Source organism: Pseudomonas sp. Irchel 3H7 (assembly GCF_900187605.1).
Classification (GTDB): domain Bacteria; phylum Pseudomonadota; class Gammaproteobacteria; order Pseudomonadales; family Pseudomonadaceae; genus Aquipseudomonas.
Window position 1 is genome coordinate 211204 of record NZ_FYEA01000007.1, and the last position, 22949, is coordinate 234152.

17 protein-coding genes are annotated in these 22949 nt (G+C 60.0%); 7 read left to right on the forward strand and 10 right to left on the reverse strand.

Annotation, left to right across the window (positions count from 1 at the left end; genetic code table 11):
* Positions 1-110: 110 nt before the first annotated feature.
* Entirely contained in the window at positions 111-986 is an 876-nt protein-coding gene (locus tag CKW38_RS15330) for a Tim44 domain-containing protein (protein WP_007912068.1), read from the reverse strand.
* Between the two features lie 300 nt (positions 987-1286).
* Positions 1287-3470 carry a DNA helicase II gene (gene uvrD, locus CKW38_RS15335; RefSeq protein WP_007912069.1) on the reverse strand — a complete coding sequence of 728 codons (2184 nt, stop codon included), beginning with the start codon at positions 3468-3470 and terminating at the stop codon, positions 1287-1289.
* Between the two features lie 257 nt (positions 3471-3727).
* On the opposite strand from uvrD, the gene CKW38_RS15340 reads away from it, so the two are divergent.
* The 3 genes from CKW38_RS15340 (at position 3728) to CKW38_RS15350 (ending at position 7950) form a co-directional block, all read left to right on the forward strand.
* A complete protein-coding gene (locus CKW38_RS15340; RefSeq protein WP_095113176.1) occupies positions 3728-6598 on the forward strand; it encodes a bifunctional diguanylate cyclase/phosphodiesterase in 2871 nt (956 codons plus the stop codon).
* Positions 6599-6725: 127 nt separating this feature from the next.
* Positions 6726-7592 carry a transcriptional regulator HexR gene (hexR, locus tag CKW38_RS15345; protein WP_007912071.1) on the forward strand — a complete coding sequence of 289 codons (867 nt, stop codon included), beginning with the start codon at positions 6726-6728 and terminating at the stop codon, positions 7590-7592.
* A 154-nt stretch (positions 7593-7746) separates the two neighbouring features.
* On the forward strand, positions 7747-7950 hold the full coding sequence (locus CKW38_RS15350) for a PA3496 family putative envelope integrity protein (RefSeq protein ID WP_007912072.1): 204 nt from the start codon (positions 7747-7749) through the stop codon (positions 7948-7950).
* Here the strand turns inward: CKW38_RS15350 and CKW38_RS15355 are convergent.
* Positions 7892-8854 carry a LysR family transcriptional regulator gene (locus CKW38_RS15355; RefSeq protein WP_007912073.1) on the reverse strand — a complete coding sequence of 321 codons (963 nt, stop codon included), beginning with the start codon at positions 8852-8854 and terminating at the stop codon, positions 7892-7894. The two genes, CKW38_RS15350 and CKW38_RS15355, sit on opposite strands and share 59 nt — an antisense overlap.
* 190 nt (positions 8855-9044) lie before the next feature.
* Between CKW38_RS15355 and CKW38_RS15360 the strand changes: the two genes are divergently transcribed.
* Entirely contained in the window at positions 9045-10460 is a 1416-nt protein-coding gene (locus tag CKW38_RS15360) for an acetyl-CoA carboxylase biotin carboxylase subunit (protein ID WP_025112637.1), read from the forward strand.
* An 11-nt stretch (positions 10461-10471) separates the two neighbouring features.
* A complete protein-coding gene (gene oadA / locus CKW38_RS15365) occupies positions 10472-12280 on the forward strand; it encodes a sodium-extruding oxaloacetate decarboxylase subunit alpha (protein WP_007912076.1) in 1809 nt (602 codons plus the stop codon).
* Positions 12281-12463: 183 nt separating this feature from the next.
* On the opposite strand, the gene CKW38_RS15370 is transcribed toward oadA, so the two are convergent.
* Together CKW38_RS15370 and CKW38_RS15375 are read right to left on the reverse strand one after the other, a co-directional pair.
* Entirely contained in the window at positions 12464-14653 is a 2190-nt protein-coding gene (locus CKW38_RS15370) for an autotransporter domain-containing protein (RefSeq protein ID WP_095113177.1), read from the reverse strand.
* A gap of 198 nt (positions 14654-14851) precedes the next feature.
* A complete protein-coding gene (locus CKW38_RS15375) occupies positions 14852-17809 on the reverse strand; it encodes an autotransporter domain-containing protein (protein WP_095113178.1) in 2958 nt (985 codons plus the stop codon).
* 263 nt (positions 17810-18072) lie between these two features.
* On the opposite strand from CKW38_RS15375, the gene CKW38_RS15380 reads away from it, so the two are divergent.
* Positions 18073-18351, forward strand: coding sequence for a helix-turn-helix transcriptional regulator (locus tag CKW38_RS15380; protein ID WP_007912084.1), 279 nt, complete (start codon positions 18073-18075; stop codon positions 18349-18351).
* Positions 18352-18383: 32 nt separating this feature from the next.
* Here CKW38_RS15380 and CKW38_RS15385 read toward each other — a convergent pair whose 3' ends face one another.
* Both CKW38_RS15385 and CKW38_RS15390 read right to left on the reverse strand, forming a co-directional pair.
* Positions 18384-19220 carry an amino acid ABC transporter permease gene (locus CKW38_RS15385; RefSeq protein WP_095113179.1) on the reverse strand — a complete coding sequence of 279 codons (837 nt, stop codon included), beginning with the start codon at positions 19218-19220 and terminating at the stop codon, positions 18384-18386.
* Positions 19217-20038, reverse strand: coding sequence for an ABC transporter substrate-binding protein (locus CKW38_RS15390; protein ID WP_095113180.1), 822 nt, complete (start codon positions 20036-20038; stop codon positions 19217-19219). The genes CKW38_RS15385 and CKW38_RS15390 overlap by 4 nt, the downstream gene beginning before the upstream one ends.
* A gap of 113 nt (positions 20039-20151) precedes the next feature.
* On the opposite strand from CKW38_RS15390, the gene CKW38_RS15395 reads away from it, so the two are divergent.
* Complete coding sequence (locus CKW38_RS15395; RefSeq protein WP_095113181.1) at positions 20152-21051, forward strand: homocysteine S-methyltransferase family protein; 900 nt, start codon at positions 20152-20154, stop codon at positions 21049-21051.
* 100 nt (positions 21052-21151) lie between these two features.
* Here CKW38_RS15395 and CKW38_RS15400 read toward each other — a convergent pair whose 3' ends face one another.
* From CKW38_RS15400 to CKW38_RS15410, 3 genes are read right to left on the reverse strand one after another with little or no spacing between them, the layout of a single operon-like run.
* Positions 21152-21823, reverse strand: a complete 672-nt coding sequence (locus CKW38_RS15400; protein ID WP_095113182.1) for a GNAT family N-acetyltransferase — start codon at positions 21821-21823, stop codon at positions 21152-21154.
* Positions 21824-21835: 12 nt separating this feature from the next.
* Entirely contained in the window at positions 21836-22279 is a 444-nt protein-coding gene (locus tag CKW38_RS15405) for a GNAT family N-acetyltransferase (RefSeq protein ID WP_095113183.1), read from the reverse strand.
* 10 nt (positions 22280-22289) lie between these two features.
* Positions 22290-22913, reverse strand: a complete 624-nt coding sequence (locus CKW38_RS15410) for an FMN-binding negative transcriptional regulator (protein ID WP_026000519.1) — start codon at positions 22911-22913, stop codon at positions 22290-22292.
* Positions 22914-22949 lie beyond the last annotated feature (36 nt).

Genomic DNA, 22949 nt, shown 5'->3' on the forward strand with positions numbered 1-22949 from the left:
CGGTTTATATGGGCCGGTTTATACAGTAGCTCGCTATAGATGCAACCGCGAAATAGAAAACCCCAGCCGAGGCTGGGGTTTTTATTACAGCAAGTGAAGCGTGCGAGGGATCAGCCGTTCTGGCGGATACCGGCAACCAGCCAAGGCTGGTTCTCGCCCTGCGGACGTTCCATGTTCCAGCTTTCGCTGAACACTTCGCCCTGGTCGAAGCGCGAGGACTTCGACACACCGCTGAAGGTCAGGGTGGCGATGGTCTTGTCGGCACGGTCATCGACGCCGTCCAGTTGCACCTGAAGGTTGTCGATGTAGGTCGACTGGAACGCGTCACCCAGATCTGCACGCTCACGCTTGAGGAACTCAAGCATTTGCGGGGTCACGAACTCGGCGATCTTGTCCATTTCGTTGGCGTCCCAGTGCTGCTGCAGCGACTGGAAGTGGCTGCGTGCAGCTTCAAGGAAGTTCTGCTCGTTAAACCAGGCTGGTGCGTTGATCACCGGACGAGCGGCAACAGGTGCAGCCGAACCACCGAAGATCGAACCCATGGCGGCAGGTTTCTGCTCGAACACTTCACGCTGCATCGGCGCGCCGGCCGGAGCGAATTGCTCCTGCTGCTTGCGGCGACGCGCGGCGATGAAGCGGAAGATCACGAACGCGATCACGGCCATGATCAGGATGTCGAAGATCTGCATGCCCTGGAAGCCACCGCCCATGAACATGGACGCCAGCAGGCCACCGGCGGCGATACCGGCCAGAGGGCCGAGCCATTTCGAAGCACCGCCGGCCTTGGCGGCAGCGCCTGCGGCACCGGCAGCACCTGCGGTCGCAGCAGCACCGCCGACACCTGGAGAAGAAGGAGCCATCTGGCTGGTCTGGTGCGTCGGCGCAGCGCCGGCGCTTTTGCCACCACCAAAGCGCTTGGCGTTGGCGTCGAGGCTCATCGTCAGGCCGATGCACAACGCCATGGCGATGCTAAGAAAACGTTTCATAAAGGGAATTCCCGTTTGTGGAGACACGCGCGCCATGTTGCACAGCTGAAGTGTTACTGGCTAGCGAGAGAGTGTTTCGGGCTTTTGCCTGACAGGTCGCGTTCAGCTTCGCGAGGCAATCAGCCTATCTACTTTTGTCTGTAGGAAAAGGCGATAGGTTCAGCGGGATTGATGCACTGTGCGCCGTATTATCTGTGGGAGCGAGCCTGCTCGCGAAGGTGCCGTGTCAGACATATGAGTGCTGAATGACACACCGCTTTCGCGAGCAGGCTCGCTCCCACATTTGTTCAGTGCAGGTCGTCAGATCGCTTCCAGCTTGGCGTAACCGAGCATCAGCCACTTGCTGCCTTCGCTGAAGTTGACCTGCACCCGCGCCTGCGCGCCGGCACCTTCGAAGTTGAGGATCACGCCGTCACCAAAGATCGAATGGCGTACTGCCTGACCGAGGCTGAACCCCGTTTCCGGGATTTCGCTGCCACTGAACAGGTTGCTGCCGCTCATCGACTGGTTGCCGCCGAACGGACGGCTGACGCTGTTCGACAAACGCACTTCCTGAATCAGGCCTTTCGGCACTTCGCGGACGAAACGCGAAACCTTGTTATAGGTTTCACTGCCGTACAGGCGTCGGGTTTCCGCATAGGTCATCACCAGATTCTGCATCGCCCGGGTGATACCGACGTAGGCCAGACGCCGTTCTTCTTCAAGACGACCGGGTTCTTCCAGGCTCATCTTGTGCGGAAACAGGCCTTCTTCCATACCGACGAGGAACACGTAAGGGAATTCCAGTCCCTTGGCGCTGTGCAGCGTCATCAACTGAATACTGTCTTCGTGCTCGTCGGCCTGAGTGTCACCCGCCTCCAGCGAAGCGTGGCCGAGGAATGCCGCCAGCGGCGTCAGCTCTTCGTCTTCTTCGGTGTTTTCGAAGTTGCGTGCGGCGCTGACCAGTTCCTCAAGGTTTTCTACCCGGGCCTGGCCTTTCTCACCTTTTTCCGCTTCGTGGTAGGCAATCAGGCCGGACTGTTCGATGACGGTTTGCGTCATCAGGTGCAACGGCATTTCCATGCACTTGGCGGCGAGGTTCTCGATCAACTCGATAAACGCACCCAGCGCACCGGCAGCGCGACCGGTCAGGCCTTTGTTGGCGACCAATTGGCGCATGGCTTCCCACATCGACACATCGCTGTGCCGTGCATGGTCGCGGATCGCTTCGACGGTTTTTTCACCGATGCCACGGGCTGGAACGTTGATTACCCGTTCCAGCGCCGCATCGTTGCCGCGACCTTCGAGCAAACGCAGGTACGCCATCGCGTTCTTGATTTCCGCACGCTCGAAGAAGCGCTGACCGCCATAGATGCGATACGGAATGCGTTCACGCAGTAAAGCTTCTTCCAAAACGCGTGATTGGGCGTTGGAGCGATACAGAATCGCAATATCGCTACGGGCCAAGCCGGTTTTCAGCGCGCTTTCGATGGTTTCGACAACGTAGCGTGCTTCGTCGTGTTCGTTGAACGCAGCGTACAGATTGATCGCTTCGCCATCGCCGCCGTCGGTCCACAGTTCTTTGCCCAGACGCCCGGTGTTATTGGCGATCAGGGCGTTGGCAGCCTTGAGGATGCCGGCGGTGGAGCGATAATTCTGCTCCAGACGAATGGTCACCGAATCGGCGAAGTCGGAAGAATACTGATGAATGTTTTCGATCTTCGCGCCACGCCAGCCGTAAATCGACTGGTCGTCGTCGCCCACCACCATCAGGCTGTCGCCGCCCTTGCCGAGCAGGCGCAACCAGGCGTATTGCACGGCGTTGGTGTCCTGGAACTCGTCCACCAGAATATGTCGGAAGCGCTTTTGGTAATGCGCCAGCAGGCCCGGATGATCGCGCCAGAGGTCGAGGGCGCGCAGCAGCAGTTCGGAGAAGTCGATGACGCCGGCACGCTGGCACGCCGCCTCGTAGGCTTCGTAAATGCCGCGCATGGTCGCCAGGTACAAATCGCCGCTGGCCTGAATGTGTTGCGGGCGCAGGCCTTCGTCTTTCTGGCCGTTGATGAACCACTGCGCCTGACGTGCCGGCCAGCGTTGCTCATCGAGACCGAGCTCGCGGATCACCCGCTTGACCAGCCGTTGCTGGTCGTCGCTGTCGAGAATCTGGAAGGTCTGGCTCAGGCCCGCTTCCTGCCAGTGCGCCCGCAGCAAGCGGTGCGCCAGGCCGTGGAAGGTGCCGACCCACATGCCGGCCGGGTTGATGCCCAGCAACTGCTCGATGCGGTGACGCATCTCGGCAGCGGCCTTGTTGGTGAAGGTCACCGACAGGATGGAGTGGGGCGAGGCGTTTTCGACCTGGATCAACCAGGCGATACGGTGCACCAGCACTCGGGTTTTACCGGAGCCAGCACCGGCCAGGACCAACTGACGGCCAACGGGGGCTGCTACGGCCTGGCGTTGGGCATCGTTGAGGGAGTTCAGCAGAAGGGAGAGATCATCGCGCATCGGGGCATTCTAGGGTGCGCCGCAGGCCCGGGCAAACCGAGCTTTGCATTAGCCGATGAAAGTCCTGTCGATGACGACCGGTCGGTCACTGCCTGCAGGCATCGGCCCGCCGCGCTTCAAGGGTTTGGCCGGTGGCAAAGGGCGGAACAGTTTCGGTGAAATTATGATCTGGAGCAGTTTGGCAACGGGATCGGCTTGTGTATGCTCCGTCCACGTTTCGGGCGCACGCCCTCCTTATAAGAACAAGAACGTTGCCCATGACCCTCAGCTCCGAACTGTCGGGCCCCTCCGTGGAACCCCGGGTTATCCGCAAGCACTATGCCGTCGAAATGGCGGTCGAGCGCACGCGTCTGCTGTATCAGGGCTCGTTGTTGCCCACGCTGTTCATGTTGATCAATGGTCTGGTCTGCGCCGGCCTGCTCTGGAGCCCGCAGCGCTACTTCGTGGTCAGCGTCTGGCTGGTATGGTTGCTGTCATTGGTCGCGCTGCGGGTGATTCAGGTGGCGGCATTCGATTCGGCGATCCCTGATCGTCAGGCGCAACCGATCTGGCGGCGGATGTTTCTGCTTGGCTCGACCATGACCGGCCTGACCCTGGCCGGTGCCGGCATCGCCTTGGTGCCCGCCGACAACTTCATCCAACAGGCTTGGGTGTTCGGCCTGATTGGCGCCGCAACCCTGTCGGCCAGCGTTGCCTACGCGGTGAGCCTGCCAGCGTTTCTCTCCTTTACCTTGCCCTGTCTGTTGCCGGCGATCGGTTATCTGTTCTGGGGCGGTGACGAGCAGGCGCGCGGTTGGGGCTGGCTCGGCCTGATCCTGCTCGGCTCGCTGAGCGTGGTGGCATGGCAGGTCAATCGGCTGATCGATCGCGGCTTGCTACGGCGCTTCCAGAATCAGCACTTGATCGAACACCTGCAACAGACGCAGGCGCGCAGCGAACAGCTCAATCAAGAGTTGGCCAAAGAAATCGACCAGCGCCGCTGCGCCGAGGGCAAGTTGCGTGAAGCGCAGGTCGAACTCGAAGACCGCGTGGTCCAGCGCAGCCTTGAACTGGACGCCGCCAATCAGGCCCTGAGCAAAAGCGAGGCGCGGCTGGCGCTGGCGTTGAAGGCCAGTGAGTTGGGGTTGTGGGACTGGAACCTGCAAACCGATGAAGTTCACCACACGCAGATTCAGGAGCTGTTCGGCCTCGCTCCGGAATACGTCACGGCGCTGTTGCGCGACCTCAAGCCACGTCTGCATCCAGATGATGTGCCGACGCTGAAATACGCGTTGATCGAGCACTTGAAGGGTCGTACCGAGGACTATCAGATCGAATACCGCGTACGCCACGGCGATGGCCATTGGGTCTGGATCGAAGACCGTGGCCGCGCGGTAGAACGCAGCGACAGCGGTCGGGTGATCCGCATGGTCGGCACCCGCCGCGACATCAGTGCCAGCAAAAGCCTCGAAGAGCAGCAGCGCCTGGCGGCGACCGTATTCGAAGCGGCCAGTGAAGGCATCGTGATTCTGGACCCGAACTATGCGCTGATCGCGATCAATCAGGCGTTCAGCCGCGTCACCGGCTACGACATCGAAGACATGCTCGGGCGCAATGTCGTCGAATTACCGTGCAGCCGCGATGCCCGCCGTCATTACGTGGCGATCCGCCATGCGCTTGAGCAGCATGGCAGTTGGCAGGGCGAACTGGTGGAGACGCGCAAAAACGGCGAGCTGTATCCGCAGTGGCTGCAACTTAATGCGGTACGTGATGGTCGGGGAAATGTCAGTCATATCGTCGGCTTCTTCGCCGATCTGTCGGCGCGACGCGAATCTGAAGAGCGCCTGCGCTATCTGACCCATTACGACGAACTCACCGGGCTGGCCAACCGCTCACTGTTTCGCGAGCGTTTGCATGAAGCGCATCAACGCTCGCGTCAAGGCCGGCGCAGTCTGGCGTTGCTGCACATCAATCTGGATCGCTTCAAATTGCTCAACGACAGCCTCGGCCATGAGATTGCCGACCAGTTGCTGCAGAAAATGGCGCGCCGTCTGGTCAACGCCTTGCCGGAAGCGGACACCATCGCGCGGTTGTCCGGCGACGAATTCGCCGTGCTGTTCGATGCCTACGGCAACCTGTCGAGTCTGGCCCGGGTTGCCACGCGCTTGTCGAGCAAGTTGCGACTGCCACTGACGGTCGAGGGGCATGAGCTGGTGGTCAGCGCCTCGATGGGCATCAGCATGCTGCCGGACAACGCCCGGGAGATTTCTGCGCTGGTCAGCCAGTCGAACATGGCTATGCAACACGCCAAGCATCTAGGCGGCAATAACTTCCAGTTCTACACCGACAGCCTGCAAGCCAGCACCCTTGAGCGCTTGCAGCTGGAAAATCAGTTGCGCAAAGCCATCGAAGAAAAGCAGCTCAAAGTGTTCTATCAACCGAAGTTGTGCCTTGAAACCGGGCGGTTGAATGCCGCGGAAGCACTGGTGCGTTGGGATCATCCGAGCATGGGCCGGGTGCCGCCGGGGGATTTCATCGGGTTGGCCGAGGAAACCGGTCTGATCGGGCCGATCGGCGAATTTGTCCTGCGTCAGGCGTGCTGGCAGGCTTGTGAATGGCAGCGTCAGGGGCTGGAGCCGATCCGGGTTTCGGTGAACCTGTCGGTGCATCAATTGCGTCAGGGCAAGCTGGTCAGTCTGGTGCGGCAGGTGCTGGAGGAAACCGGTCTGGCGCCGCACTACCTCGAACTGGAATTGACCGAAAGCCAGTTGCTCGACAGCGTCGAACACATCATCGCGACCTTCCAGCAGCTACGTGATCTGGGCGTGAAACTGGCCATTGACGATTTCGGCACAGGCTATTCGTCGTTGAGTTACCTCAAGCGCATTCCGGTGGATTACGTGAAGATCGATCAGGCGTTCATTCGCGGGTTGGGTGAGGGCAGCGAAGACGCGGCGATCACTCGCGCGATCATCGCCATGGCGCATGGACTATCGCTGAAGGTGGTAGCTGAAGGTGTCGAGCGCCTGGAGCAGCTGGAATTTTTACGCGTTGAGCGTTGCGATGAGGTGCAGGGTTATCTGATCAGTCGGCCTGTGGAGGCTGCCAGTCTGGCCGGGCTTTTGCGCGCGCAGGATAATCCGTTTTAAGGGCTACATGCTCCTCATCGCGCCTGATATGGGGACATGGAGTTACGCATTGAGCAGGCAAAAAGCCAATTCATGTAGTATAACTACAAGCGTGCTACATCCTTGCCCATAAGAAGAGTCCAGCCCCTTGAATCTGCTGCAACACATCGCCCAGTCACGTCACCTGTTACGCAAGTCGGAGCTCAAGGTCGCCGACCACGTGCTGCTTGACCCTGCGGCGGTGATGCACAGTTCCATGGCCGACCTGGCCCACAGCGTCGGCATCAGTGAGCCGACTATCGTGCGCTTCTGTCGCGCCATCGGTTGTTCCGGTTTTCAGGATCTCAAACTCAAACTGGCGCAAAGCCTGGCCGCCGGTGCCAGCTTCGGCCAGTTCGCGATCCATGAAGACGACTCGGTTGCCGATTACAGCCTGAAGATTTTCGACACCACGTTGCACACCTTGATGGAGGTTCGCGAGAAGCTCGATCCGGTCGAGTTGCAGCGCGCAGTGACGTTGATGTCGCAGGCGCAGCGCGTCGAGTTCTATGGCTTCGGTGCCTCGGGTGCAGTGGCGGCGGATGCGCAGCACAAGTTCTTTCGTTTGCTGCTGACGGCGGCGGCGTATTCCGATCCGCACATGCAGGCAATGTCGGCGGTAACGTTGAAGCCGACCGATGTGGCGATCTGCATTTCGCAGTCGGGGCGTTCCAAGGATTTGCTGATCACTGCCAATCTGGTGCGCGAGAGCGGGGCATCGCTGATTACCCTGTGTCCGAGCCAGACGCCGTTGGCCGAATTGTCGACGGTCAATCTGGCGATCGATGTGCATGAAGACACGGAGATTTATACGCCGCTGACGTCGCGTATCGCGCACCTGGTGGTGATCGATGTGCTGGCGATGGGCGTAGCGATGGCGCGCGGGCCAAGCCTGGTCAATCACCTCAAGAGCGTGAAGCGCAGTCTGCGCAGCTTGCGCTTATCGCCCAAGGCCGCCAAAGCCCTGGATGATTAAGATCAAAAGATCGCAGCCTTCGGCAGCTCCTACACGGATCAATGTAGGAGCTGCCGAAGGCTGCGATCTTTTGCTTTTTGGGCGGCAACTTTCATCAAACCGTCATCCCTCCCGCCTATCGTGAAACTCCCGTCATCGCCTTGGGAGACTCGAAATGGCTCAGCCCTACGAAGAACGCAACAGCGCCGCGAAAACCCGTCGTCAGCAGGAAGACCAGCGCCGCATGGAATTTCGCCGCGCTATCGAAGATCGCTTCGAACTCCGTCAGCTTCAGGCCGAAATCGGCGACTTTCCCGAGATCAATCACTGGCAGGCAACGCCCGCAGCTTCCCGTCGAAACGCTCAACCAGCGCGCTGATCTGCACGCGTTCGCTGCGGATAAACGCCAGGAAGGCGTGCGCTACCGGTGACAGGCGTTTGGCTTTGGCTTGCACCAGGCACCAACTGCGCAGCAGCGGCAATTCCTCGACCGGCAGCTCGACGAGTCCGCCGGTCGCCAGCTCCAGGTTCAGGGCGTGGCGCGTCAACAGCGCCAGGCCCAGACCCGCCTGCACGCATTCACGCTGAGCTTCGGCCGAGGCCACTTCCTGCGTCTGGGTGAAGTGCACGCGCTTCTCTTTGAAATACTCTTCGCAGGCCAGTCGCGTGCCCGAACCCGGTTCGCGGATCAGCAATGTATAGGGTTCAAGATCCTGCAAACGCAACGGGCCCATGTGCGCCAACGGATGATCCGGACGCGCCACGGCAACGATCGGATTGTTGAGGAACGGCAAGAACTCCAGGCCCATGTCCTGCGGCACCATCGACATAATCACCAGATCATCGCGGTTGTCCGACAGCCGCCGGATCACTTGACCACGGTTGACTACCGTCAATTGCAGATTCACTTCCGGGTGCTGGCGCTTGAACGCGGCGAACAGGTGCGGGACGAAGTATTTGGCGCTCGATTCGACCGCCAGTTTCAGCTGACCCTGCAACGAGCCCTGCATGTCCGACAGTTGCATATCGAGGTTTTCCAGGCGTCCGAAGATGTCCCGGCTTGCGCGCTGCAAGGCTTCAGCGGCTTCGGTCATGTAGAGTTTTTTACCGACATAATCGAATAATGGCTGGCCGATCAGCTCCTCGAGCTGACGAATCTGTAGGCTGACGGCCGGTTGCGTGAGGGACATTTCCTCGGCTGCGCGGCTGTAAGAGCGTAAATCACACACTTCGTTGAAGATCTGCAACTGGCGCAATGTCATACGCATCAAGGACTTACGCATTTTTTATAGGCTCTGACGGCGGGCTGATGTTTCAACTATAAGTCTTTGCTTATGCCTGACCCAATTTTTATTCATTTTTGTTAATCCCTCATGAGCGCTAGTGTGGACCTGCGACTAAATTGAAACATTTGGTCACGCGTCGACCTGGGTCTAGCAGGTCGTGGTGCCACCGGCTCAAGGGAACCTCCAAGTGATAACAAAGATCCTGATCGCCAACCGTGGTGAGATTGCCGTACGAATCGTGCGAGCCTGCGCCGAAATGGGCATTCGCTCGGTTGCGATTTTTTCCGACGCCGACCGTCATGCGTTGCATGTGAAGCGTGCGGACGAGGCCCATAGCATCGGTGCCGAGCCACTGGCCGGTTACCTGAACCCGCGCAAGCTGGTGAACCTGGCGGTTGAAACCGGCTGCGATGCGTTGCACCCCGGTTACGGTTTCCTCTCGGAAAACGCCGAGCTGGCAGACATTTGCGCTGAACGCGGCATCAAATTCATTGGCCCGTCGGCGGAAGTCATTCGCCGCATGGGCGACAAGACCGAAGCGCGCCGCAGCATGATCAAGGCTGGTGTGCCGGTTACGCCGGGCACCGAAGGCAACGTGGCCGACATCGAAGAGGCCTTGGCCGAGGGCGACCGCATCGGTTACCCGGTGATGCTCAAAGCCACTTCCGGTGGTGGCGGGCGCGGTATCCGTCGCTGCAATAGCCGCGAAGAACTCGAACAGAATTTCCCTCGGGTGATTTCCGAAGCGACCAAGGCGTTCGGCTCTGCCGAAGTGTTCCTGGAAAAATGCATCGTCAATCCCAAGCACATCGAAGCGCAGATTCTCGGCGACAGCTTTGGCAACGTCGTGCACCTGTTCGAGCGTGATTGCTCGATCCAGCGTCGCAACCAGAAGCTCATCGAAATCGCCCCGAGCCCGCAACTGACTCCGGAACAGCGCGCCTACATCGGCGACCTGTCGGTGCGTGCAGCCAAGGCTGTAGGTTACGAGAACGCCGGTACTGTGGAGTTCCTGCTCGCCGAGGGCGAGGTGTACTTCATGGAGATGAACACCCGGGTGCAGGTGGAACACACCATCACCGAAGAAATCACCGGGATCGACATCGTCCGCGAGCAGATTCGCATCGCCTCCGGCCTGCCGTTGTCGGTCAAGCAGGAAGACATTCAGCACCGTGGTTTCGCGTTGCAGTTCCGCATCAACGCTGAGGACCCGAAGAACAACTTCCTGCCGAGCTTCGGCAAGATCACCCGTTACTACGCCCCCGGCGGTCCGGGCGTGCGCACCGACACAGCGATCTACACCGGCTACACCATTCCGCCGTTCTACGACTCGATGTGCCTGAAACTGGTGGTCTGGGCACTGACCTGGGAAGAGGCGATGGACCGTGGTCTGCGCGCCCTCGACGACATGCGTCTGCAGGGGGTGAAGACCACCGCGGCGTACTATCAGGAAATCCTGCGCAACCCGGAATTCCGTAGCGGCCAGTTCAATACCAGCTTCGTTGAAAGCCACCCGGAACTGACCAACTACTCGATCAAGCGCAAACCCGAAGAGCTGGCCCTGGCCATCGCCGCCGCCATCGCCGCCCACGCAGGCCTGTGAGGAATACAACAATGTCCAAAAAGATTTTTGTCACCGATACCATCCTGCGCGACGCTCACCAATCGCTGCTCGCCACCCGCATGCGCACCGAAGACATGCTGCCGATCTGCGACAAGCTCGACAAAGTCGGCTACTGGTCGCTGGAATGCTGGGGCGGTGCGACGTTCGACGCCTGCGTCCGCTTCCTCAAAGAAGACCCGTGGGAGCGTCTGCGCCAACTGCGTGCGGCGCTGCCTAACACGCGTCTGCAAATGCTTTTGCGCGGCCAGAACCTGCTGGGCTACCGCCATTACAGCGATGACGTGGTCAAAGCGTTCGTTGCCAAGGCTGCGGTAAATGGCATCGACGTGTTCCGCATTTTCGACGCGATGAACGACGTGCGTAACCTGCGCGTGGCCATCGAAGCGGTGAAGGCGGCCGGCAAACATGCGCAAGGCACCATCGCTTACACCACCAGTCCGGTTCACACCATCGATGCGTTCGTGGCCCAAGCCAAGCAGATGGAAGCCATGGGTTGCGACTCGGTGGCGATCAAGGACATGGCTGGCTTGTTGACCCCGTACGCCACCGGTGAACTGGTGCGTGCGTTGAAAGCCGAGCAATCGCTGCCGGTGTTTATCCACTCGCACGACACCGCCGGTCTGGCGACCATGTGCCAACTCAAGGCGATCGAAAACGGCGCCGATCATATCGACACCGCAATCTCCAGCTTCGCCTCGGGCACCAGCCATCCAGGCACTGAGTCGATGGTTGCTGCACTCAAAGGCACCGAGTTCGACACCGGCCTGAACCTCGAGCTGCTGCAAGAGATCGGCCTTTACTTCTACGCCGTGCGTAAGAAGTACCACCAGTTCGAAAGCGAATTCACCGCGGTCGACACTCGCGTGCAAGTCAACCAGGTGCCGGGCGGGATGATCTCCAACCTTGCCAACCAGTTGAAAGAGCAGGGCGCACTCAACCGCATGGCTGAAGTCCTCGCGGAAATCCCGCGTGTACGTGAAGACCTTGGCTTCCCGCCGCTGGTGACGCCGACCTCGCAGATCGTCGGCACCCAGGCGTTCTTCAACGTGCTGGCCGGCGAGCGCTACAAGACTATCACCAACGAAGTGAAGCTTTACCTGCAAGGCGGCTATGGCAAAGCACCGGGCGTAGTGAACGAAAAACTGCGTCGTCAGGCGATCGGCAGTGAAGAAGTCATCGATGTGCGTCCGGCCGATCTGCTCAAGCCGGAAATGACCAAGCTGCGTGCCGACATCGGCGCACTGGCCAAGTCGGAAGAAGACGTGCTGACCTTCGCCATGTTCCCGGACATCGGTCGCAAGTTCCTCGAAGAGCGCGCGGCCGGAACCCTCACGCCGGAAGTGCTGCTGCCGATTCCAGAGGCTGGCGGTGTGACCAAGGCTGGCGGCGAAGGCGTGCCGACCGAGTTCGTTATCGACGTCCACGGCGAAACCTACCGCGTCGACATCACCGGTGTCGGCGTCAAGGCTGAAGGCAAGCGTCACTTCTACCTGTCCATCGACGGCATGCCGGAAGAAGTGGTGTTTGAGCCGCTCAACGAGTTCGTCAGCGGTGGCAGCAGCAAGCGCAAGCAAGCCTCGGCGCCGGGCCACGTCAGCACCACCATGCCGGGCAACATCGTCGATGTGCTGGTCAAGGAGGGTGACACTGTCAAGGCGGGTCAGGCTGTGCTGATCACCGAAGCGATGAAGATGGAAACCGAAGTCCAGGCTGCGGTTGCCGGCAAGGTCACCGCCATTCATGTGGCCAAGGGTGATCGGGTCAATCCGGGTGAAATTCTGATCGAGATCGAAGGCTGAGATAACGGCCGCGATCCAACGCTTTAAACCTCGGGGGGGCATGTGCTCCCCTTTTTTTTGCCTGAATTTTTCACCTGTAGGAGCTGCCGAAGGCTGCGATCTTTTGATGTTGTTTTGGGTTAATAAAAACAAAGATCAAAAGATCGCAGCCTTCGGCAACTCCTACAGAAAATGTTGTGTCAGTTAAAACGCCATGCGCCATTGGCCCATCACGCCGTGAGTGCGGCTGTCAGTGGCCATTTCACCGGTAAGACCAACGCCGACGGAGTGATTGGCTGACAGCCCAAGATCGAGGCCGGCATCCACCGACAGGCTGTTGCGATCCAGCGCGGCACCGGCAACCTCAAACCGCTTGCCACCCTTGACCAGTTGTTGGCGGGTGTCGCTTTCGATCTCGCCAAAGGTGTGTTTCCAACCGGCACTGAATCGCGGCGTCAGCGTCATGCCGTTATCCAGCCGAGTGATTTTTGCCGTGCGCAGGCCGAAGGTGCTGCTGAGGTTGTCGCGGGTTTGCCCAAAGACTTTCAGCGCTGCATCCCCACCTTTTTCGCTGTAGCTGTCGCGCTGATAGCGCTGATAGCCGAGGCTGGCGAACGGTTCGAGCGTCGCGTTGTGCCGGCCAACATTGACCGCCAGTTCGGCAAAGGCTTGCTGGGTGTTGGCGTCATAGTTGCCCTTGAGACGATCGCTGAAGCCGTTGAAGGCCACTCGCCGCTTGCTGTCGCCGTCATGGCTGGCATAGGTCGCCCCGAGACGCAGTGAGAACGGTCCGTCCTGGCGCACGGCGTAGGCGCCGAGGTGCCAGCTGTCGAGGTCGCCATCGTATTGCCGAGCGTCGAGTCTGGTTTGCGATTTACCACCGACCAGGCCGATATGCCATTGCTCATCGAGCCGCCAGTCGGCGCCCATGACCAGGCCTTGGGTCGCGTGTTTCAGGGTGCTGTCGAACTCGCGGTCAACCTTGCCGCCATGGCCGAGCGCCTGAATCCACACCCGCCCGGAGTCGGCGCCGCCGGCGGCCTGACGCGGTGAGTTGCCGGAACCGTAGGCAGAACCGAAACGGCTATTCAGTTGCTGCATGGCCGAGAGCATGCTCGCGCTCACCGGAGTGATACTGCTTAGCGTGGCTTTGGCGAGATTGGCGTTGCTGCCGGCGGCGAGTTGTTCGATGGCGACGGGGGCGGTGGTTTTGTCGCTGGTCAGTAGTGCGGCGACTGCTGCGTTTGTGGGTTTTAGTGGCGCAGGGGCGGGCTGTTCGGCGGTCTCGTTAACTTGCGCAGTAAGAGGTTCGTCCTGCATTGGCGATGGGACGGACTCTGCAACGAGCGTCGACGCCGATGGCGGAACTGGAACTGGAACTGGAACTGATGCGGAAGCCGTCAATGGCGTTGGCGTTGGCGTTGGCGTCGCGAATGGCGCAGGCGTTTGTGGTTCGACAATGCTGTCGGCAACTGCACGACCGTTGTCTGTTGTGGCAACGCTCGCAAGCGGCTCACCGTTACGGGCATAAGTCAGCCCGACAGATTTTTTGTTGTACTGAGGTGTGGCGGTCATAAAGGCGAGGTTGTTAAGGACCTTGCCGAATTCGCCTTCTACCTTGCCGGCTTCGATGATTTTGTACTGGCGACTTTGCGGATACTCCCCTGGAACGGCAACGACGTTCAGGGTTGCACCTTCCAGCCTGGCAGTGCCATCGACCTTGATCGTTTGACTGCCACTGGGCGTGACCTCATAAGCCAGCTCGGCGGTTGGGGACAAGCGCAAGTCGCCTTTCACGCGCGGACTGCCGAGTGCCCCATTGACGGAGAGCAGGCCGGCGACCTCCAGGCTGCCCACAGCGCCTTTACCTGCAAAGCTGCCACCTCTTTCGACATAGACATCGCCCTTGATGCCCCCCAGGTTGGTCAAAGCGGTACCGCTGTTGACCAGCACGCCGTCCTTGAAGTCACCCTTGGAACTCAGAGTCCAGTCGCCCCGGCTGAGGAGCAGGCCGTTGAAATTACGCGTGTCTTTCAGCTCGCCGCCTGCCGCTGCATCCAGGAACAGGACGTTATCTCCTGCGCCACCATCCAGCAGGCCGGTAAAGCTTGCGCCGTCCGTGAGTGTGATCAGATCGTTTACAGCGGTACCTTTAAACGTTTCTTCAGGGGTTTTAAAAGCGATGGGTACCGTACTTGGGTCGGTGAGAAATCCCTTGAGTCGTTCAAGCGCCATTTCTTTAGCGCTGGTTTTGGGCAATTCATTGGCATTCACGACTGCGGTTGAATCAGCGACTTCAGAGGATTGCTGAGCGTTGGCAAGCTCTACACAAGCCAGCGCCAGCGAAATGGCCAAAGCCAAGTGTTTTGGTTTGAAAGTGTGTTGAAGGGGCATTAGGTAGGGCCTTTTTTGAAAGGAGACCCAACTCTATTGATGCACCCGAAAATCCGATGTCGGCTGCTTCCCGCAGGCTTGCAGGCGACATCGCATCGTTTTGTAGAAAATGACCGTATGATCTGGAACCCGGAGTTTTGCTCGGCTGCAGCGGCTCTTTTTCCTACAACCAATCAAGACCGCGCCGCCTGTTCAACCTCAAAAACTCATCTGCCACTGCCCGATCAAACCGTGATTGCGGCTGTTGCTGCCGATCTCACCGCTGTATCCCACACCCAGCGTTTGCCGCGCAGAAATCCCCACATCCAGCCCGGCTTCCAGCACCAGGCTGTCGCGATCCAGCGAGCTACCATCGACACTGAACGCCGTGCCGCCAGTCACAAACGCCTGACGCGTCGAGCTGCCGACATCGCCGTAAGTGTGTTTCCAGCCAGCAGCCATGCGCGGGGTCACGCTCATGCCGTTGTCGAGGCTGCTCAAGTGCGCCAGGCGCAGGCCGAAGGTGCTGCTGAAGTTGTCCTGGGTCTGGCTGTCGACTTGCAGCGCGGCGGCGCCGCCTTTTTCCTTATAGCTGTCGCGGTGGTAGCGCTGATAACCGAGGCTGGCGAAGGGCTCGGCGCTGAGGCGGCCGCTGCCCATGGCATAGCCGAGTTCGGCGAAGGCTTGCTGGCTATCGGCGTCGTAATCGCCTTTCGGGCGGTCGCTGAAACCATTGAAGGCGATGGTGCGTTTGCTTTCGCCCTGATGGCCGCTGTACGCCGCGCCGAGGCGCAAAGCGATCGGGCCGTTCTGGTGCAGCGCGTAGACGCCGGCGTGCCAGCTCTCGACGTTGCCGTCGACGCCGGTCGCGTCCAGATCGGTTTTCGAATAACCACCCAGTACGCCCAGGCGCCACGCTGGATTCAGTGACCAGTCGGCGCCCAGCACGCTGCCCTTGGTGCGTTGTTCCAGACCACTGCTGCCGTGTTCGCCATCGAGCTTGCCGTAGCCGCCGATGCCTTGCAGCCAGAGCCGGCCGTGAGCGTTCGGATCATTCAGGTTGCGCGCCTCGGTCGGCACGCCGTTGGCCGCCAGCACGGGCGTGTCGCGTTGATCGAGGCCGACCAGCAGTCCCGGGCTGCCGCCCATTTGCTGCATCGCCGAGAGCATGCTGCTGCCGACCTGACTGCTGGCGCTGAGGGTGGCGTTGGTCAGGTTGGCGTTGCTGGCACCGGCCAGTTGCTCGATTGCTGCGCCGGCGCTGCTTTGGCTGGTATTGAGCAAGGCGTTGTACAGCGCACTGTTTTTGCCGATTGAGGCGAGGCTGTTGGCGGCGTTTGTGCCGTTGCCGGTCGTGGCAAACTCATTGAAAGCCACGTCGTTGCGAGTGTAGGTCAGGTCAACTTGGGTAGGCGTGTAGGCAAGGGTCGGCGTCAGGAATGCATAGTCGCTGCTGACCTTGCCGAAGGTGCCGTTGACCTGCGCCGCTTGCAGCACAGTGTAGTGGCTCTGCCAGGGATACGTGCCGCTACCGGGATTGACCGCGAGCGTTGCGCCATTGAGATTGGCGATGCCGCCGACCTGTACCGGTGCGCTGCTGCCATCGGCGTTGACGCCGTAGGCGAGGATGGCTGCGCTGCCCATGTTCAAATCGCGAACGATGGTTGCGCGACCGAGTCCGGTGTCGGTGCGCAATGTGCCGTTGACGGTGAGGCTGCCCACCGAACCGCCACCGGCATACACACCGCCGGCATCCACGGTCAGGTTACCGGCGATGCTGCCCTGATTGATCAGTTTTGCGCCGTTGCGCACTGCACCGCCGTCGCTGAAGTCGCCGCTGCCTGTGAGTGTCCACGCACCTTGTTCGACCTCCAGCCATTCGAAGTTACGACTGGCGCCGAAGCTGCCACCGGCCGCATCGTCCATCACCACCCGGTCGTAACCGCTGCCGCCATCCACCACGCCGACAAAGCGACTGCCGTTGCGCAGGGTCAGACTGTCGTTACCGCCGCCCAGATCCAGCGCCAGGCCATTGCTGCCACTGATCGTGCCGCCGTTGATGACGTTGTCGGCGAACTCGCCGACGAGCTTCACGCCGAAACCGTTGAGGCCTTGAATGGTGCCGAAGTTTTCCAGAGTGGTCGCCGCCAGCCCCGAGCCGCCGCTGCCATCGTCGACCAGAATGGCGCTGTCGGCGCCGCTGATCAAAGCGTTGCTGGCGTTGAGAATGTAACCGCCACCCAGCGCGATACCTTCGCTGCCATTGGCGAAACCGCCCTTGTCGACACCGCCGGCACCGACGCCTTGAATGGTCCCGTAGTTTTCGATGTGGGCGATCTTGTCGATGTCCACGCCGTCGCCGTCACCGTTCGCTTGCAAGCCTGAGTAAGCGCCAGTGATGGTGCCGTGGTTAATCACCGTGCCATCGCCGTCGGAACCGAAGCCGGAACCATTGCGGCCGGTGATCTGCCCGTAGTTGATCAGCGTCGCGCCAAGATCGGTGGTGATGCCATGGCGGCCACCGGAAATCACCCCGTAGTTGGTCACACTGACGCCGCTCGCGGAATCGATATCGATGCCGTCGAATTTCCCGTCGGCATTGTGCGAATCGCCGGACGAAATCTCGCCATAGTTGCTGATCGTCGCATTCGCGCCGGTCTTCATGCCGTCGCTGGCGTCGCCGCGAATCAGCCCGCCGACGCGGTTGATAATGGTGGTCTTCACGCCGTCACTGCGCAGCGCATCGAGATCCAGTCCCTGGCCGGTGGTGGAGCGAATCACGCCGCTGTTGTCGATCAACAGGCTGCCGCTGACAAAGTTGCTGTCGATACGCAACGCGTCGTTGGCACCGCGAATCTGCCCGCCGCTGCGGTTGTAAATCGTGTAGTTGCGCGCCTGGGTCAGGTCGCCACTGCTGTCGATGGCCCGGCCACCGCTGGAAACGATTTTGCCGGCGTTGTCGATCACCACACCGGCACCGCTGGTCTTGTCTTTCAGGCTCACAGCCTTGCCGCTGTTGGTGATGCTGCCCGGCGCGGAAATCGTCAACGTGTCGCTGCCACCCAGCGTTTGTGCTGCCGTGGTGGCGGTGTCGATCTGCACGGTTTTGCCGTGGGCTGCCGTGGCAGCGATCAACAGAGCAATGGCAAGGGACAGACGCTGGGGCGGGAACGGCATGGTCGGACGGCCTTTTTGTTATAAGCGGGCCGTCCTGTATAGCGAAGGGTTTTTACAGAATGATGTCGGTGGTTGATCTGCATTGTTTTGCATCTTCAGCGCTGAAATATATTAATTTCTGCATTTTGTTGCAGTTTTTTTGCCTGCTTCTCTCATTAGGTGCGGTAAGTTTTGATTCAAACGCCGAAGCACTCACATCAATCAATCCCCGCGCCATTAATGTTTATTGAGCCTTATGCGGCGCTCGAAGATTGGAGAGGAAAATGGTAATGACAGTTCTCGAACGCATGGCGCTCATCGAAAGCATTCAAGAGGCGCTGGCCGACGGGACATTGGAAATCAGCGAAGCCGTCCGCCGTTTACGAGTTGAGGTGACAGGGCTGCATCAAATCCAATTCGCTAAGATGTGCAAAATTTCGGTCCGCACGTTGATACACATAGAGCACGCTGAGGGTAATCAGACGTTGAGGTCGTTGGACTCAATATTCCGATTGTTTGGCCTGAAAATGGGCGTTGTGCGGGTACGCCGAGAGCCCCATTAAAACCCGACGCAACCCGCAAGGTGCCGATCCCCCTAGCTCCGTCGCACGTAAGCCTTGCCGTAATGCCGCTCCATTCGTGCCTGAATCAACTCCAGTCCAATGGACATCAGCCAGTAGATGATCGCCGCCGTCGTCAGCATTTCGATGTAGCGGTAGCTTGAGCGCCCGTATGACTGGGCGAGAAACATCACTTCCCAGACGCCCATCACCGAGATCAGTGACGAGTCCTTGAGCATCGAGATGAACTGGTTGGTGGTGGGCGGGATGATCGTGCGCATGGCTTGCGGCAGGGTGATGCGCCAGAAAATCACCGTCTCGCGCATACCCAGTGCCAGCGAAGCTTCGCGCTGGCCGTGGTCGACACCGAGGATGCCGGCGCGGAAGATCTCGCTGAGATAGGCGCCGTAGTTCAACGACAAGGCAATGATGCCCGCGACGATGGCGCCAGGCACGATGCCCAGTTGCGGCAAGCCGAGGTAGATCAGCAGGATCTGGATAAGCAGTGGCGTGCCGCGAAAGAACGAGGTGTAAAAACTGGCGATGCCGAACGCCACGGCACTTTTCGACAGGCGTGCCAATGCCGTGATGAAGCCCAGCAGGGACGAAGCGACAATCGAGCACACACAGAGGAAAAGCGTCAGCGCTGCACCCTGCAAGAAGCCGTTGGGCGCCAGGTGCAGGCCGACCAGATTGGGCAGTTTGTCGAGGATGATCGAGAACTTCAGGTCGAAGCTCAGGAAGAACCCGGCGAACAGGCAGAACAGCGCGGCCCAGGTCAGGTACAGCCGCGTACGAAACCCGAACATCCGTTGCAGGCGTGATTCAGCCACCGGTTGCGGTGGCTGTGGCGGTGTCGGGAAAGAAGTCATTGGCTGATATCAGCGCCGATCCATTTTTGCGACAGCTTGCTCAGGGTGCCGTCCTGTTTCAGTTGCGCGAACACCTCGCGCACTTTGGCATCCCATTGCGCGTCACCCTTCTCGATGGCCACCGAGTTCGGCTCCGAATACAGCGGCGCGCCGGCCAGTTTGAAGCGTTTGTCCTGGTTCAGGCGTGGCTGCGCGGTGACGAGGTTGGTGAGGATTGCATCCAGGCGCACGCCGGCGCCCAGGCCCAAGTCCTGGAAGGCGACGTTATCGGTATCGTACGGCGCGATCTGCACATCTTCGAACGGGTACTGCAGCTGCGTGTCTTCGGCGCCTTCGATGACCAGGTTCTTGTTCAGATAGCTTTCGTAACTGGACGCGCTGGTGAGGCCGACTTTTTTGCCACTCAGATCCTTGGCGTCGTGGATCCGCTCATCCTTGGCATTGACCACGATCACCGCCGGCGAAGCGTAGTACTCGACCGGGAAATCGAATACCTCGGCGCGGGCCTTGCTCGGCGTCATCGAGCAGATGCAGATATCGTAGCGCCCGCTCCAGCGGCCGGCGGCAATGACGTCCCACGACGGCGTTTCGAGTCGCAGCTTGACGCCTAACTTGTCCGCCACGGCTTTGGCGACATCAACGTCGAAGCCATCAAGCTGATTCTGGTCGTTGAGAAACGAGAACGGTGGATAGCTTTCCATCAGCACGCCGACCAGCTCTTTCTTTTGCTCGATACGGTCCAGCGTCGTGCCAGCAAAGGCTTGCGTGGAGGCGGCCAGAATGGTCAGGCCCAGGGCCAGTAGCGGATTAAATTTCACAGTCGATCCCTGGATAAAAAAGAGGTTGTTTTTAACGGAATGGTGCGTATTAAATAGTTATAAGAACGACTCTGATAGTGAGTTATTTTCATAAGCATATGAGTGAAAAGCATATGGGCGCAGGCAGCACGATTATTCTCGATGGCGGCATGGGCCGTGAGTTGCAGCGCGCCGGTGCGCCATTTCGCCAGCCGGAGTGGTCGGCGCTGGCGTTGAGCGAGGCGCCGCAAGCGGTTGAGGCGGTACATGCCGCTTATATCGCCAGTGGCGCCAATGTGATTACCACCAACAGTTATGCCGTGGTGCCGTTCCATATTGGTGAGGAACGCTTCGCCGCTGAAGGGCAGGCACTGGCGGCGTTGGCCGGTGAACTGGCGCGACGTGCGGTGCAAGCCTCGGGGAAATCCGTGCGGGTGGCCGGCTCATTGCCGCCGCTGTTCGGCTCCTATCGTCCGGATCTGTTCGAGGCCGCCCGAGTGACTGAGTTGCTGGCGCCCTTGGTCAACGGCCTGGCAGCGCATGTTGATGTGTGGCTGGCGGAAACCCAGAGTTCGATCATCGAGGCGCGAGCCATTCACGCCGGGTTGCCGAAGGATGGCAAACCGTTCTGGTTGTCGTTCACCTTGAAGGACGAAGACACTGATGAAGTGCCGCGCCTGCGCTCTGGTGAGCCAGTCGCCGAAGCGGCGGCGGTGGCGGCTGAATTGGGCGTCGAGACGTTGCTGTTCAATTGCAGTCAGCCGGAAGTGATCGGTGCCGCGATTGATGCAGCGCGTGAAACCTTCGAGCGCCTGGGGGTGAAGATAAACATTGGTGCTTACGCCAATGCGTTTCCGCCGCAGCCAAAAGAAGCTACGGCCAATGACGGACTTGATCCGCTGCGCGAGGATCTGGATCCGCCGGGGTACTTGCACTGGGCGATTGACTGGCAGCAGCGCGGTGCCAGCCATTTGGGCGGTTGCTGCGGGATCGGGCCAGAGCACATTGCGGTGCTGGCGCAGAAACTGGGCTGAAAATAGATCAAAAGATCGCAGCCTGCGGCATCTCCTACAGGGTGAACGTCAATCCCGTGTAGGAGCTGCCGCAGGCTGCGATTTTTTGCTTTTCAGGTAATCACGATCGGCATTCAACCAAGCCTTTCACCTGCCCGTCGGACGTCTGATTATCATCCGACAGCCACTGCTCGAACCCTGCCGCAATCGCCGGCCACTCGCCATCCAGAATCGAGTACCACGCGGTATCGCGGTTCTGCCCCTTGACCACCATGTGCTGGCGGAACACGCCTTCGAAGCTGAAACCCAAACGCTCGGCGGCGTATTTGGAGCGGGCGTTGCCGTTGTTGCATTTCCATTCGAGGCGGCGGTAGCCGAGGTCGAAGGAATATTTGGCCAGCAGGTATACCGCTTCGGTGCTTCTCGGCGAGCGCTGCATCGGCGCACCAAAGGTGACGTGACCGATTTCAATGCGACCCTGGGCCGGGACGATCGACATCAGGCTGAGGATGCCTTGCACTTGGCCGCTGGCGCGGTCGATGACGCTGAAGAAATACGGGTCGCTGGCGGCCGCGTGGTTGTTCAGCCAGGCGTCGAAAGTGCTGCGCTCCGGAAAAGGTCCATAAGGCAAGTAATCCCAGAGTTTCGGGTCGGCGCCGGGGCCCTCGAGGGCGGCGAACAGTTCGTCGCCATGGCGCGCCGGGTCGAGTCTTTCCAGACGAATGAAACGCCCTTCGAGCAGCGTGGCAGTGGGGGCGGGGGCGCCTTTCCAGTCAGCCAGTGAAGTGGTCATGCAGATGTCTCCTTAAATGGCCTTGCGAAACTGGATGAAGCCCGGGCGTTCAGCGATGCGCTCGTAGAGCTGGATCGCGGTGGCGTTGGTTTCGTGGGTCAACCAATGAACCTTGCAGCAGCCGTCAGCCTTGGCCGTGGCGTAGACGTATTCGATCAGCAGACGGCCGACGCCAGTGCCGCGAGTTTCTGGCGCAACCAGCAGATCCTGCAGGTAGCAGGAGTTTTCGATGCTCCAGTTCGAGCGATGGTAGATGTAATGCACCATGCCCACGGCTTTACCGTCGGCCCACGCCAATGCTGCGTGGGTTGGTTCACTCGGGTCGAGAAAACGCTGCCAGGTACTTTCCGTCACGGCTTGCGGCAGTTCGCTGTTGTAGAAACGCAGGTAGGCCTGCCACAGCGGCAGCCACGCGGCGCGGTCGGCGGCGCTGACCTGGCGAATGTCGATCTTCATGGTGATTTCCTTAGCGCATCAATCGGGCGAGGGTTTGATCATTGATTTCCGGGCTGGCCGCCAGGCCTTCGCGCACGCCGGCAATGTCTTCGGCGCTGCGGTTCTGGCTGAGCTTGCGTTTGCCTTCGAGGCGGTCGATGGGAATGGCGAAACCGACAATCGCTTTGAGCATGCCGTCGATGTAATCGGCAGGCGCATCGGCGACGGACCACGGTTGCGCGCGGCCGGCTTCATGACGGTCGGTGAGGGTGCTGACGATGTCGAGCAGGCGTCCGCCGTCGCTGAAAGTTTCGGCGTGGCCATAGGCATGCACGGCGATGTAGTTCCAGGTCGGCACGACTTTGCCGTGCTCGGCCTTGCTCGGATAAAAACCCGGGCTGACGTAGGCATCGGCGCCGGCGAAGATCAGCATGGCTTCGGCACCGTCGCGCAAGTCTTTCCACTGCGGGTTGGCGCGGGCCAGGTGCCCGTACAGCGTGCCGTACTCGCCTTGTTCGCAATGTAGCAGCACCGGCACATGGCTGGCCTGCAAGCCACTTTCGCCGTGGGTCACCAGAATGGCGAGGCGGGTGGCGAGGATCAGCTCGTGCAGTTGGGACAGGTCTTCGATGGCAAAGGCGCGCGGTGTGTACATGGACAAATTTTCCTTGGCGAATGCCTGCATCGTAGG